Source organism: Nostoc sp. C057 (assembly GCF_013393925.1).
GTDB lineage: Bacteria > Cyanobacteriota > Cyanobacteriia > Cyanobacteriales > Nostocaceae > Nostoc > Nostoc muscorum_A.
The window spans coordinates 125846-140797 of sequence record NZ_CP040282.1 but is presented as its reverse complement, the minus strand read 5'-3'; the positions used below and the strand labels follow the sequence as shown (position 1 = coordinate 140797).

Genomic DNA, 14952 nt, shown 5'->3' with positions numbered 1-14952 from the left:
ATAAAAATGATCTCACTTCAATCTTGCTTTAAATATCTTTTCTCAGGCATTCTAGGGCTGTCTCTAATTTTAATTCAATCATCTTCCCCTGCCCAGACTGTAAAAAAAGAAAAAGAATTTCTCAAAAATCAAGCGGTATCCCTGACTTCTTCAGGTCACGAACAATTAGCTCTAGACCGTGCGGATGAAGCTTTAAAAACTTGGCAGGAATCTACGAAAATTTATCGCCAACTAAACGATAAAAAGGGAATTACGGAAAGCCTGATTAATCAAAACCTTGCTTTCCAAGCATTAGGATTACACAAACAAGCTTGCAATACACTTTTAGAAGCTTTAAACTTTAATACAAATATAGGTATTTGCGACACGACTTTGCAGCAACCTGCTCTTACTGAAAAAGAGCAACTCACGACATTAATTGGTAAGCAGGAAGCAACATCGGTTAACTTACTTGGATTACAGAATCTCGGAGAAGTCTTGCGGATTTTGGGAAAGTTAAATGAATCTGAAACAGTTCTACAAGAAACATTAACGCTAGCAAAACTTGTATCTTCATCAAAGATTAGTGGGATTTATCTGTCTCTAGGTAATATTGAACAGACAATTTATCAGCAATTACAAGATAAATATTCTTGGATAGAGGAACCACTTTTTCGAGAGCAGATTGCTAACATTATTCCACAAAAAGCGCAAAAATCACTCTGGTATTACCAAACACTAGAAAACATCCCAAATATCTCAAAATCAGCTAAACTGCAAGCTCAGTTGAATCACTTAACTTTACTGATCAGTTGGGAAAAATGGCTCAGTCATCAACCAAATCAAGCGAACCTCCATCAGAAAGTTAATCAACAAATTAGAGTATTGGTAAATCAAATAGATGGCAATTCTTCTGCCTTTTTGGAGTTATCACCTGAGCCATCTATTCATGCTCGGTTGAATTTTGCTAATAACCTCAGCCAGATCCCAGATGAACAATTGAAATCAGTAGCGATTCGATATGCTAAATTAGCCTTGAAAATGGCTGAAACTATTAATAGTATCCGATGGTTATCCTATAGTTTTGGTACTTTAGGTAAATTATCAACTCAAACAGAACAAAAACAGGCATATTTTACGAAGGCTTTAGGATTCGCTCAATCAATTCGGGCTTCGGATATCGCCTACCAATGGCAGCAGCAGTTAGGATTAATTTACCAAAAGCAGGGAAAAACTGAGTTAGCGATTCAGAACTATAATGCTGCGCTCGCTAACATGACTCAAGTTCGTGATAGTCTTTTGTCAAGTAACGGAGATTTACAGTTATCGTTTCAGGAGGAAATGGAGCCAACCTATCGCAATTATATGCGATTACTGTTAGCATCTCCTAGTCCTGATTTAAAAAAAGTAATACAGATAAATGAAGGACTGCAAATAGCACGTTTAGAAAACTTTCTCCGATGTGGCAAGCTTGACCTTGTTGCTTTGAACCAGCTTCAAAATCTCAAGAACGTTCCATCTGTAATTAATATTATTGACTTAGAAGATACTATAGAGATAATTGTTCAGTCTCCCGATGGCTCACTTCACCATCATTCTGTTGACTCTAAGTTAGTTCGATTCCAGGTGAATCAGCTTTTAGAAGCATTACAAGGCGAAAAGCTTATTAACATCAATGAAAACGCTATTACTGATTATTCTCAAAAAATTTATGAATATTTAATTACACCAATTAAAAGATATATCCCCTCATCAGGTACGCTAGTATTCACTTTAGATAAATCTTTTCAAAGCATACCAATGGGATTATTATATGATGGAAGACATTATCTAATAGAGCATTATAGTATTGCAGAAACTCTAGACTCTAGGGTAAGGCAACCTAGAGTTTTGCATGAAAATCAAATGATAGCTTTGATAGCTGGACTATCAAAAATTAGCCCCAGTTATATAGATAAAAATGCACCTAAAAACATGGAAAATTTGCCCCCATCTAAACAAGAGGTAGAAAATGTTGAAAAACAAACTAAATCTTCAGTCGCCTTGTTAGACGATAAGTTTACCCTTAAAAGGTTCAAAGAAGAACTGACTCAAAATAATTTTCCTATTGTACATATTACTACCCACGGACAATTCAGTTCTGACCCACTCAAAACAGTACTGGTAGCCTATGACAAACTAATTAATATTAGAGACTTTGACAGCTTAATCAGAGGTAAAACTGAAAATAGTCAAGATGCAATTGAGTTACTAGTTCTCAGCGCCTGCGAAACTGCAAAAGGCAACAAGCAGTCAGCGATGGGCATTGCAGGGATAGCTGCCCAGGCAGGTGCGCGTAGTACTGTCGCTACTTTGTGGCGCGTAGATGCCAATTCTACCGCTTTGCTTATGCAAGAATTTTATAGAGGGTTGAATAATGGCTTACCTAAAGCAGAGGCACTACGTCAGGCACAATTGAGTTTACTGTCTAATCCCCAATATCAAAAATCTTACTATTGGGCCCCGTTCCTCCTGGTGGGAAGTTGGTTGTAGAATTTCACCATCTTCAAACCTTCTTGCGCTTTTTGTAACTCTTTTGAATTATTACTACTTTTCGCTACCTCAAAAGCCTTGGTGTATTGGCGTTTAGCTTCCTTTGGCAACCAAGCCCTCAGATAGCGATCGCCCAGTACTCTGTAAAGAGTTGGATTTTGGCTAGGAGTTGCGGTCTCCGTCTGTGACTTCAACATCTCAATTGTTTCATTTAAAAGATTTTCTGACGCATAGATTGCATCTATATCAAGAACAGTTTCATCTGCTGGTAGTCCTAATTCTTTAATGCGTTTAATATTTTGTGCAATTTCTTCTTGTGAAGCTACAGACAATAGGTTAACAGGCGTTGAGTCATAGCTAAAAGCATTACCATCTTTGTAAGCAAAGACATATATTGTATATATGCTCCCCGGTTGAAATTCCTTTTCATCACTTGGGTAGGCAAGCCGAGTTTGATTTACAATTTTTTCCCATCCAAACTCGTAACTTTCTACTTTGACTTTGTAAGAAGTAGCACCCTTAACGGGAGTCCAAGTTATTTCCGGTCGAGGATTCAATGTTGAAGTGCTGTAAGGAGAAATAATGGTCGGCTCATCGCTCTCTTCTGTACCTCCTTTAGGACGAAAGCATCCTACGACATTGTTAGGGTTGCAATTAGCATTAATGGTTTCAATTTTGGGGCATTTATCTGAAACAATACCACTAGATAATTTTAAAATCTTCCCAGAACTATAACAGAGAAAGTCAATAGTACCACCATTTAAAACTTCTATGCTTTCTTTTTCACAAATCAAGCTTTTGGTACCAAAGCGTTTCTCGCCTCTGTCCATTATCCTACCAATTGCATCACAGCGAACTTGGCTTCTTTTAACTCTTATTAATGGTACACTTGCGACCAATGGTATATCTTTTAGTATCAAAAAACTTAAGCAGAAAGATGCCCAATATTTTGTACTTAATTTCACAAAAATTTCTCTATTTTTACTATTGCTCTCTTTTATTAGCTTATCATTTTTTCAGTATCCGATCTAGTAATTCCTGTCTCCAAATAGTAACGTCTGAATCTGTAGAATTAGCAAGTAAACAGAATTCTATAGAAATTCTGGCATCATCGATTTTACCTAATGTTTCTTGCGCTTTAGCCAATAGGCAATAAGCATCTATTCTTTGATTATCTAAACTCAGTGCTTTTTGTAAATATTTTTCAGCATCACTTATTTTATTTTGTTCTAAGCTTGCCCAACCCAAATTTTTATACAATGCGGCTTGTATTAATGGGTCGCTATTTTTTTTTAATCCTGACCAAGCTAAAGAAATTGCTAGATTGTACTTACCCATTTTAATCTTAAGTCTGGACAAGTTGTTAATAGCTATTATCGCTGAAGTACTACTTTTAATAGCTATACTATATTCTTTTTCTGCTAATTTATAATTTCCTTGCCCATCATAAAAACGCCCTAAATTATAATGCACTTTCCAATCATTTGGAGTTAATTTAAGCAACTTTTGATAAACATCTTCTACACATTTATTATCTGATAATTGCTGACAGCTTATTCCTAAGAGATTGTAGGCATCTATATTTTGATCATTATATTTTATAGAAAACTCATAATTTTTTTTAGCTGCGTTAAGATTACCTATTAGCATGAGCCGAGAAGCTTTATTCAAATAATACTTAGATATATCCTGTTTATTTGAAGGATTAATTTGTATTGCCCAACCAAAAGAACTTTCTGCACTTTGATAATCATTCCTTGTTTCTGATTTCTCTCCTTGAGCAACTAAATAATTAGCTACACTAGGTGCAGATAACTTGCCTATCCCAAAAATTATTAATGCACCTGCTACAAATCTTCCAATCTTAAAAACTTTAGACTTGAGAAAATGATGAACTTTACTTTCCCAAGGAAGCTTTTGTATTCGTTTAGTTATTATTTCTGTAGTTTGTGGTCGAAACCCTGGAAAAGGATGTATCATTTCATCGATTAAATCTGCTACAGGCTTATCAATCTGCGGTGCTTTATCTCTCCAGATTAGCTTTCCTGTTCTATCTTCTGTTGGTAACTGCAACATTGCTACGCCAGTAACCAAATTGACGATAGTTCGTCCCAACGCATAGAAGTCAGATTGCGGTAACGCTCGACCATCCATTTGTTCAGGTGCTGAGAACCCAATTGAACAAACTGCTGTTATCTCATATCCAGTTCCTCCTCCTCCTGTTATACTATCTCTCCCGCTAGACCCCACTTTTGCTAAGTAAGTTCTAGTAATTTTCCTTACAGTACCAAAATCAACAAGTGCCAGATTACCAGTTGGTTGATAAATAATATTTGTTGGTTTGATATCTCTATGGAAATATCCTATCTTGTGTACATGATCAAGAATATCCAGCAATTGCAGCATCCACTCTAGTGCTACATTTTGAGAAATTTTGCCATTCGTTTCTAACCACTGTTGTAAATTCTCTCCTTCCATCTTCTCCATTACTAAGCAATGCAATTCTAGGCGTGGTTCCTTTGGTAGTGTAAAAGTAAAGTAATCACTACTAGCAGCTTGAGGAATTCCCGGATGAGACAAGCTGATTAATGCTTGTACTTCTCGTCGCACTAGCTCAACGTATTTAGGTTCATTCCACCTTAATACTTTCATCACTCTTGTTCGAGGTTTTGTTCCCCATTTTGGCTCAATATCTTCAACCTCAAAAACATCTGTATAGCCTTCTATGTCTTTTTCTAAAGGTCGCAATGGTCGCAGCAAACGAATACGTTCATTTATTAGCAAGGGAGTTCCACAAGCTAAACAATTTTCAATATCATCAGGGTTATGACGCAGGTTACAAAGGTGATTTATGCAGTAAACCACTTTTACTCCTGATTGTAATTATTTGATTTTGGACGACTATAAGTTTTATACACTAACCCTAATGGATCAACTAAAATATATTTTCTAATAACTGGTTGTAGACTGTAACTTATTTCTTGCTTTATTGTTTTTTTATTAACCTCAATCAACGAGCGCTGCTCTAAAGTTTCTAGTGCTATTATTACCTCAGAAGTTGATACATCTATATTTTTTTTAATATTCTCAAGAAGTTTAGGAAATGAAATCGAAGTCAACTCTTCTGATGTTTTCTCTGCTAAATGAATCATTATATTTTTTTGAATATCATTTAAAAGTCCAGCTTGCCTAAATTGTTGATTTAACATTGATTGAAGTTGCTGACCCATTAAGGTAGTTTTATATTCAAAGAACTTTTCTACATCACCTCCCCAAAAACGATTAATTCGTTCAGCAACTACCTCCAATTCGGAAGGATTTCCCCGATAAGTTTCAATTAGTTTTTTACAAAAATCTCCATATAAACCTTTATCATGCAGCATAGCCATTCCTGCATTTTCGTCTAAACCTTGTATTTTAATAGATGAAATTAAAAGAGTTGTATTTACCTCAATAATTTCCTCTAAAGGCAGTTGACTTGTGATGATTGTATAGCTTTTCTGTTGCTCATCTGCAAGTTGAAATAGGAACTTTCCATACTCAACTCTCTTTTCAAAATTTTCTGCTTGTACTAACCCTTCAAGTCCGTCTAATACAAGCAAATGAGGGCGTGATTGCAAAGTTTCTAATAAAAAAATAATTTTTCTCTGTAAACATTCATCATTTATTTTTAATCTTAAAACCTTAATTAATCCGTCAACTAATTCTTCAAGTGACGAACAAGCCTCAATTCTTTTCCAAACTACACATTCATATATATCTGAATTATCGGTAAGTATTTCTTCTATTAATTTTGCTACTAATGAACTTTTTCCAACTCCTCCAACTCCAATTAAAGCTATACTACTCTCTTTAGAAGAAGCAATCCTTCGTTTTAAATATTTTATTTCCTTTTCTCGACCATGAAAATATTTCGTTTTTGGTAATTCTCCATAAATTAAAGTTTTACCTACTAAGCGCTCATTCTCACCTTCAGAAAATCCTAACTTTTCTACATAATCATTTTTTGCTAATTTAAATAAAATATTTTTTAAATATATTTTTTTTACTTTCACTCCATTACCAATAACTTTTGAAAGCATATTCCATAACGGCGGTGCTACTTTCTGTTGTAAATAGTAGGAATTGTAGCCCCCATCGGTTGCCATCTCCTTATAATCCTTGCCATCCCAAGATCCCTTAATTACAACTATTTCAGCTTCTGATAAACGCCTTCCTACACTTTTAAGCACTTGCTCTTCTAATATCTCTAATATAGTATTTATGTCTAAATTGTTATCAGTAATCATGCTAAGTCTTAGTTGTTGTGGCATAGTGAGCAGAAACAATACATTCGTTGTATACTGCAAACGGCTAATAGATGAACTTTTACTCTATCGGCTGGAAGCTTTGCTTGATAATACTTTTAACGATTATTGAAATATTAAGTTCTAAACCGTTTTTAGTATAAGTTAGAATTCAGCTTAAGAATTCTATACAATTAGCAGATAAGATGACTCTGGGGTTTAAAGACACGAATAAACCCGTGAAGGAAAATTAAAGTGTAGCATTTTGCTGGATTTGTACTGAATTTTTCTAATAACCCTAGTCTGTATTCTTCTTATACTGTATTTTATTTTCGCTTACGTACAACGTTCCAATATCTACTTTATCTACATTCTTCATATTTATTATCAAAAATTGGCTTTTCAATAACCTCTTAAAGTTATATGCTTTAAATGTTACTTTGCAGAGGTAGTATTATTGCATCATTAAAAACATTGTTGCAGTTAAAAGTGAGCTTCAAAGATGGTAAATAATTAGCCAAGGTCGTTAGTAATCGCACTTATTAGGTTTTACGGTCTTGCTAAAATATCTCAATTAAAAAATTAAGCTAATTGAAAGGAGGTATGGAGGTGAAGATACAAGAGTACGACAACTTAACGCATAAAGCGCCACTAAGGAGTAGCGCTTTGTGCGAGTTTCAAATTTCATAGAAATCCAGAGCGGGGTTGATCTCGAAGGAACAAAACGAGTGGCATTTATAGTTTGGCGACTGTGATTCCACCAAGTTTGTCCGAGAGTATAATCCGCGCTGCCAGATCCATTATAGGGTCTACCGCTTGGAAAGTCCATTCCTTGTGGTGTATTTTGGCTGTCAAAATTCATAAGTTTTTGTAAGGTTAAGTTTGATGAAGAAAAATTGCGAATTTTATGGCAAAAAGAAGTAGCAGCGCGAATAACAGTTATCAGTTATTAGTCAGAGTCTTTGATAACTGTTAACTGTTGACTGATAACTGATGCAACCCCCTCTGAAGCTTGTAAACCGAGTTATCAGGGGAAAATATCGTGAAAAACAGAGAACGCCCCAAGAGCGCAGTGTTAGAGCGCATGGGGTCGAGTGCAGCTTTCGCATGGCAATTTTGTGCTGTGACGAAGGGAAATTTTCGGAATATCCAGGCTAGAGCAAGGGTTTCGCAGCTTGAAAGAGTTCTCTCTAAGGAATTCCGAGGGAAGAACCGATGAATGCAGCGACAACTGAATATCCAAACAATCTCACGGCTGCGGAATACCATGAGTTGTTAGCTGGTAGCGCCATTCATCCGGCGTTAATTAAGCGCAACTTTTTCCACATTGAGGGGGAATCAGTTTATGATTTCCTGTTCATATCTGATAAGATCCCACGTAAGAATGCGGGTCGGGTAACAGATGGATACATAAAAATGTATCAACATCTATTACTAGGTGGGACATGGATTCAGTCACTTGACCCATTCAAGAACTGGCAACCGATGGAGTGGGGAAGGATCAAGCCGAACTTTCCTCGCATTGATTGGCAAAAAGGTAAACCCGTCAAATACGAGTCGCCGCCCAAAACCCCCAACCGCGTTACCTACTTTGATGTCGCTAACCCCATCTGGGACAAGGTTGCAAAGCGTTATTTAATTAAGCGCTATCATTCACTTTTAGCATTGCGCTTACTGGATCAACTCAATCCACTAATATTTTGGGAGTGGGTAAAGCAACATCCAGAGATTCCGGTTATCTTATGCGAGGGCGAAAAAAAAGCGGCCTGCTTGCTTAGTTTAGGGTTTGTAGCGATCGCACTTCCGGGAATTTGGAACGGGCGAGTCGGAAGACGGGATTTTGATGAACGATTGCATCCTGACTTAGTACCGATGGCTCAGGCGGGACGCAAGTTCATTATATTATTTGACTACGAAACTTCTTCTAAAACTAGGTGGTCGGTGTTTCAAGCCACTGTTCGCACTGCAAAAGCAATTGAATCGGCAGGTTCTGAATGTGAAGTTGCATTACTGCCGGGGCCAGAAAAAGGCGTTGATGATTTCGTGGTAGCTAGGGGTGAAGATGCCAATGTCTTACTAACTGCAATCATAGACGATGCCAAATCACTTGCCGACTACCAGCGCTCCTATCGAGCTAAGAAATGGGGACTCTCTAAGTACAAACCGGATGTGACAGTCAATATTAAATATTTGACCCAAGCACTCTGTATTCCTGATCTGGAGGAAAAATGTTCATCAGTTCAGCCACTTTACGATATTTCACAAGAGCAATTGTTCACCCCAAGTGTTAGCTCTATAAGCTGTGGGGAGGGAGAAAGAAAACAAGAGTTAATAATTTCTGACTGCCCTGACCCTAAACCAAGTACCCAAAATCCCAAAAAGTCTTTCCGTTTTCCAGACAAAGGACTAGTCGTACTCTGGAGCGACATGGGTACAGGCAAAACTGAACTTATGCGCTGGTGGCGTGAGCAAAACCCCGATGCTCGGTTCCTCAACAACGGGCATCGCGTCAACCTGCTGAAGAATTTAAGCGATCGCCTGAGAACTGCGATGTATTCAGACTTGGGTTACACAGGTTTAGCTCAAGCCCAAGCCCTTAGTATTACCATTGACAGCTTGCACAAACTCAATACGCAAGCGCTGATTTATGGCTGCATATTTATAGATGAAGCTTGCCAATACCTTACCCACCTACTACACAGTAATACGTGTAAACAGCACCGTGCAGCAATCTTGGAGGTACTGGAATATATAGTATACAACGCGCCACTAGTCGTCCTTGCCGACGCACACATGGATGATTTAACCGTGGACTTCTTTCGGGCAATGCGACCAGTAGGTGAAGTACCTTACATCGTCAAAAATGAATGGAAAAATGGCTCACGCACTATATATTGGTACGAAGGCAGTAATTCAAGCGCCCTAGTTGCCCAAATCTCGGCAGCCCTGATGCAAGGTCTGAAAGTCATGGTTGCAAGTGACTCCAAGCGTTTCATCAAAAAACTCGAAAAGTCTTTTACTATTAAGTACGAAGATCCTAACTCTGACCAATCCCATACACCCCAAAAATGGCGCATCTGGTCTGTCCACTCCGATAATTCCGGCAGTGATGAAAACGTCGCTTTCATTAAAGATATCACCAACGCCGTCAAAAACTTTGATGCCTTGTTCACCTCTCCCAGCCTGGGTACTGGTGTCGATATTTCTGAGTATCATTTCGATTTGGTGTTTGGTGTCTTTCACGGCGTTTCCCAAACTGCTACTGAATGCGCCCAACAGCTTTACCGTTATCGTCCAAAAGTCCCGTTTCATATTTGGGTGGCAAAGCGTCCTCCCTTTGGTTACAAGGATACAAACGCATCCAAGATTAAAGAGCGCTTGCTCCAAACCAATGAAATGACCGCTTTTCTGTTGCGGATTGACAGAGAAACAGGCAAGCGGGGCGCAGAGAAAGATTGGGCGCTTGAGGCTTACTGCCAAATTATGGCTAACCGCCACTATTCTCTGAATAATCTGCGTGATGACTTGCGATCGCTTCTCACCGAAATGGGCAATACATTTATATATGTGGGAAATGATTCAGATCCTCAATCCCTTGAAAGTCTTAAAGCAGCAGCACAAGCTTTGGATCGTGCCCACAATTCGGCTGTTGCCAGGGCTAAGAATATTACTTTGAGTGAGTACCGCGCCCGTCAGAGCAAAGATTACCTTGACCCTAATGAAATTTTTGAATGCGAAAAGTTCCGCATTTCTGATTCTTACGGCATCGAAGTAACCGAGTCGCTCGTAGAAATGGATAAAGGTGGTCGCTTAATTAGAGCGATCGCTGGACTTGAAGCCATTTTAGCCCCACCCGAAGAATCGTTTACTGACCCGAAAACTGGGCAAACTTATCCTACCCCACCAACAATTGTCACCCAAAAAGACCGCACCGAGCGCGACAATCTACCTTTGTGCATCGACTGGGGCAATTATTCCGCACGGTGGCTGGCTAGATTTAACCTGGGACTGCATCAAATTCTCACTTCTTTAATGAAGGGTGATGAAGTTACCGCCGATGACCCCACTTTGCTCAAGATGACGGAGATCGCTATACATTGTGCTGCTCACGTCAAAGCAATTCTTGGGTTTACTATTCCTAGTGACTGTAAACCTATTTGGTTGCTAGCTACTTTAGTAGAGCAGCTGGGGCTAAAACTGACTTTCCGCAAGCAAGGTAAACGGGGGCAACAGGTGAAACTTTTTTCTTTATCTAAAGAGGAATTAGAATTTGCTCAAGAGGTGATTGCTCATCGCGTGGAAAAGCGTAATCAAAAAGAAAATCGAACCTATTACGCTGCTCAAACCCCTGCTGCGTATAGTGTAAACCCCAATCAGCAGGACGTATCCACACCCCCCCTTAATGCTATAGGGAACTCCCATTGCCAGGGGGAGGATACTACCGCATTTGAGTCGCCTCCGACCGATCGCATTACCCTACTCCACTGCGTAGAAATACTTCGCTCTGGTATTAAGCAGGGGGTTGACGCGATTAAAGGCATCCTTAAGCGATGGGTTGAGGATTTGCGCTGGGAGACGGTGCTGGAACTTGAAGCGATCGCCGCAAATGAACTGCGACTTGTGGAAGCTCAAGTTCCTGAATTTTACAGCTTGCTAAGTGAAGAAGTATTGCCGATGGAGGGATAATCTCATGGACTAACTAATATTATTGGCGTTTCCGCTCAAGGGTTTTGTCCGGGCGGCTGTCAGCCGTTCAGTCTCCAAGGTAAGTGCCTTGGGTGGTATCGTCCCCTTTCTGAAGAAAGCGCAAGCAGAAAAATATTGCCACGGGGTCAGCAGTACTAAACTTTATGCTGTGTAGAAGCTGGTAAGAAAGAAATGTATACACAAGTCTGGGGCAAAAATCAACAGAAAATCCCTCTGGTTTTTTCTGGGAGGGCGGTAATAGAGGTATCCTCTGACCAACGACAAATCTATGGTTTCACGGCTGAAGATCCGAAAACTATGATTATCGGATCTATCTAGGAACGGTCGCTTTGGGTCATATTGAGGCAGTTTTTGTATAGGGGAGGTGAGTTATTTTCTTTACAGAGGTAGACGTATTAACACGTTGCTACGGTTAACTCAAGAATTTAGGCGTGAATTCACGTTTAGGAAATTTTAGTAAATGTTGCTCCCCTGGAATCGATAATTAAAAAAGGGACACACCATTCGGAACAATCTTTTTTTGTGTAAGGGAGATCCAAGAAATAAAATGCCCAGCCGTCGCTTTCGCCCTTCGGGGCGAAAGCGCCTATCTACCTCGGTTTTGCCAAAAATATTATTGATACGGCGGGGCATTTTATTACTGGTAAGGGCCTAAGAGGCTGATTGGATTTTATGTAGGAACCTCAGAACTCTCGATGCTAACACCAGGGGCAGAAAACTCGGTGCAGAGGATGGCAGATGTTACCAACACTGCCCAAATAGTGGAGCTGTGGAAGAGTAGCAAGCGCTCGCCGGAAACCCGGCGTTGCTATGAGACAGATATCCGTTATTTCATTGCCTTTGTGCTAGGTATAAGCCCAAAACTTGTACAGTTGAATGATTTAGACTTGCGAACAGTAACAATGAACGACGTTCTAGCGTTCGCTGATTATCTGGAAACCAAGGAATATGAGGTGTCCACCCGTGCCAGAAAACTTGCGGCGATCAAAAGTCTGCTGCGGTTCGCTCTGAAAGTAGAATGGACAAAATTTAATGTCGCCGCCGAAGTGCCGTTACCCGAACCCAAGGATAAGTTAGCCGAACGCCTTCTTTCTGAGTTAGAGGTGATGACAATGATTGCCCTGACCCCAAAGGGTCGCGATCGGCTAGTAATCCAACTGCTTTATTATACTGGTGCTAGAGTGAGTGAGATTGCTGTTTTAACCTGGCGCTCGGTACAACCAGGGCGCGATGGCAACGGACAAGTTACGCTCTACGGCAAGGGGCAGAAAACCAGAACCGTGGTAATTCCCAAAAGCATTTATCAGGAATTGCTGGGACAAAGAACCAATAATAGTCCTGACGCACCCGTGTTTGTTAGCCGCCAGGGTGGTGCTGTAGGTGAGCGGCGAATCCGTAAGATTGTTGCAGAATCTGGAAAAAGGGCAGGGATTTCTGAGAATGTGTCGCCACACTGGCTGAGGCACTCTCATGCAACACATAGTTTAGACCGGGGCGCACCTGTGCAACTGCTGCAAGCAACCTTGGGACATTCATCGCTGAACCAAACTAGCCGTTACACTCATGCTCGTCCCAATGATAGCACCGGGCTTTATTTACCAAAGTAAAGTTGTTGGTGTTCGGTAAGCTCAATTTTAATGCGATCGCTTCATCTTCAGGCAAGTCAATTTTCCCGATTTGGGTTGTAAGGCACTTACCCGCAAAGATACGAAAGTACGATCCAGGTCCACGCCACACAATGAGCAATTAAGAACAAGGCTGGGATCTTTTTTTTGTGGTTCCCCCTAAAAATACACTTCTAAAAGAAAAACCTAAAAATCGGTGAAAAAAAATAAACTAAAAATGACTTTATAGTTAATCAGTAATACAACAGGTCAAAGAGCATACTTCTAACAGTTAACTACACAAATATTACAGGTGTAGGTTTGGGTTAAAGAAAATGGGCAAAGGTGCTTATTTTAAGAAACTTGTACAAGATTCTTCCCTGCTTCTGTTGCTTTCATGCCAAATCAAGCTTATTGGAATAGCCCGCTTTTTAATCGCTATCACGCTATAAAATTATAAAGTCATTTTTAGTTTATTTTTGAGAGTGGGAGCATAACTCTAATTGCACAGGACTCAAAAAATCGAGTGCCTTGGCACTAATTTAGGACTTACGCATTGACAGAATAACAAAATATTGAATTGATAAATATGGGTCGTCTAGTAGTGGATATCGGAGAATGAGAGAAATTACTAAACCCTCCACAGCACAATGTAATCTAGACATCTACACCTTATTTTTGCTGTCAGAGCCAAAGTATGGAGGATGCAGTAGGTTAGCCGAGATATTGGGAGATGTTTCACATGATAGCGTCAATCGCTTTTTATTGAGAGAGAGATACGAACCACAAGATTTATTCAACATAATAGAGAAAATCATCAACTTGGTAGGAGGGATATTAAGTGTAGATGATACAGTCATAGAAAAGATTTACAGCGACCCAAACAATGCGGAATTAATCAGTTATTTTTGGTCAGGCAAAGCCCACAAAACTATTATTGGCTTAAATTTAATTACTTTATATTACAGCGATGTTAATGGTAATTCAATCCCAATAAATTACAGAATATATGACAAAAAGGAGGGGAAAACAAAAAACGATTATTTTAGAGAAATGGTGAGTGAAATAATAAACTGGGGAGTCAAGCCAAGAATGGTAACAGGAGATAGTTGGTATTCAGGAGTAGAAAACTTAAAATTTCTAAAAAACCAGAAACTGGGTTTTCTATTCGGAATAGAAAAAAATAGAACCGTCTCAAATGAGCCACACAAGTATTGTCAGGTAAGCACTATGGCTATTCCCGAATCAGGATTAAGGACTCATCTGAAAGAATTTGGATTTATAAAGTTGTTTAGGAAAGACTTTAAAAAAGAAGACTCTAGACATTATATTTTATATTTGCCCAATGAGGAAAAAATCCAAGACATAACCAGGAATGAATTTATCACAATTCATGATAGCCATTGGGGAATTGAAACTTTTCATCGAGCCATAAAACAAGTATGTGGAATTTGTCGGTTCATGGTTAGAGATACCTATGCAATCAAGACTCACATATTTTGTTCACTTCAAGCTTTTGTTAGATTGGAGTTTATGCGCTCTGAAAAAATAATTAGTAATTGGTACGAAGTACAACGGAATATGTTCACATTAGTTGTACGTGAGCATATTTTTGCAAACCTTAGCAGTGACGGCATTGTCTAAAATTCATAGATGATCTTGTTTGTCAATGCGTAAGTCCTATAATTGTTTAAAACTGACAAATAATTCTTTAATGGACACATCTCTTCATAAAAACATTGCTTGAGGAATGCGCTGAGGCATTTGGCGATGATACTATCAAGGTAATCCATCATGATGAATTACACGATTTAATAAGCGTGGGCAGTCCCAGTTTACCTAGA

At 39.1% G+C, this 14952-nt stretch carries 7 protein-coding genes; 4 read left to right on the top strand and 3 right to left on the bottom strand.

Translation table 11 applies throughout. The features are described from left to right. Window positions 1-6 precede the first annotated feature (6 nt). Window positions 7-2511, top strand: coding sequence for a CHAT domain-containing protein (locus FD724_RS32280; RefSeq protein WP_179075804.1), 2505 nt, complete (start codon window positions 7-9; stop codon window positions 2509-2511). On the opposite strand, the gene FD724_RS32275 is transcribed toward FD724_RS32280, so the two are convergent. The 3 genes from FD724_RS32275 to FD724_RS32265 form a co-directional block, all read right to left on the bottom strand. Further along, window positions 2472-3341 (bottom strand): hypothetical protein, encoded by an 870-nt coding sequence (locus tag FD724_RS32275; RefSeq protein WP_256874619.1) that lies wholly within the window; start codon window positions 3339-3341, stop codon window positions 2472-2474. The genes FD724_RS32280 and FD724_RS32275 overlap by 40 nt on opposite strands. Window positions 3342-3519: 178 nt before the next feature. Beyond that, window positions 3520-5376 (bottom strand): serine/threonine-protein kinase, encoded by a 1857-nt coding sequence (locus FD724_RS32270; protein WP_179075803.1) that lies wholly within the window; start codon window positions 5374-5376, stop codon window positions 3520-3522. 2 nt (window positions 5377-5378) lie between these two features. Then, on the bottom strand, window positions 5379-6800 hold the full coding sequence (locus tag FD724_RS32265) for an NB-ARC domain-containing protein (RefSeq protein WP_179075802.1): 1422 nt from the start codon (window positions 6798-6800) through the stop codon (window positions 5379-5381). A 1212-nt stretch (window positions 6801-8012) separates the two neighbouring features. Here FD724_RS32265 and FD724_RS32260 point away from each other — a divergent pair. The 3 genes from FD724_RS32260 (at window position 8013) to FD724_RS32250 (ending at window position 14752) form a co-directional block, all read left to right on the top strand. Then, window positions 8013-11483 (top strand): plasmid replication protein, CyRepA1 family, encoded by a 3471-nt coding sequence (locus FD724_RS32260; protein WP_179075801.1) that lies wholly within the window; start codon window positions 8013-8015, stop codon window positions 11481-11483. A gap of 716 nt (window positions 11484-12199) precedes the next feature. Next, window positions 12200-13111: a tyrosine-type recombinase/integrase gene (locus tag FD724_RS32255; RefSeq protein WP_179075800.1), complete on the top strand. Its 912-nt coding sequence runs from the start codon at window positions 12200-12202 to the stop codon at window positions 13109-13111. Between the two features lie 675 nt (window positions 13112-13786). After that, window positions 13787-14752, top strand: a complete 966-nt coding sequence (locus FD724_RS32250) for a transposase (protein WP_179075886.1) — start codon at window positions 13787-13789, stop codon at window positions 14750-14752. The last annotated feature ends 200 nt before the right edge of the window (window positions 14753-14952 follow it).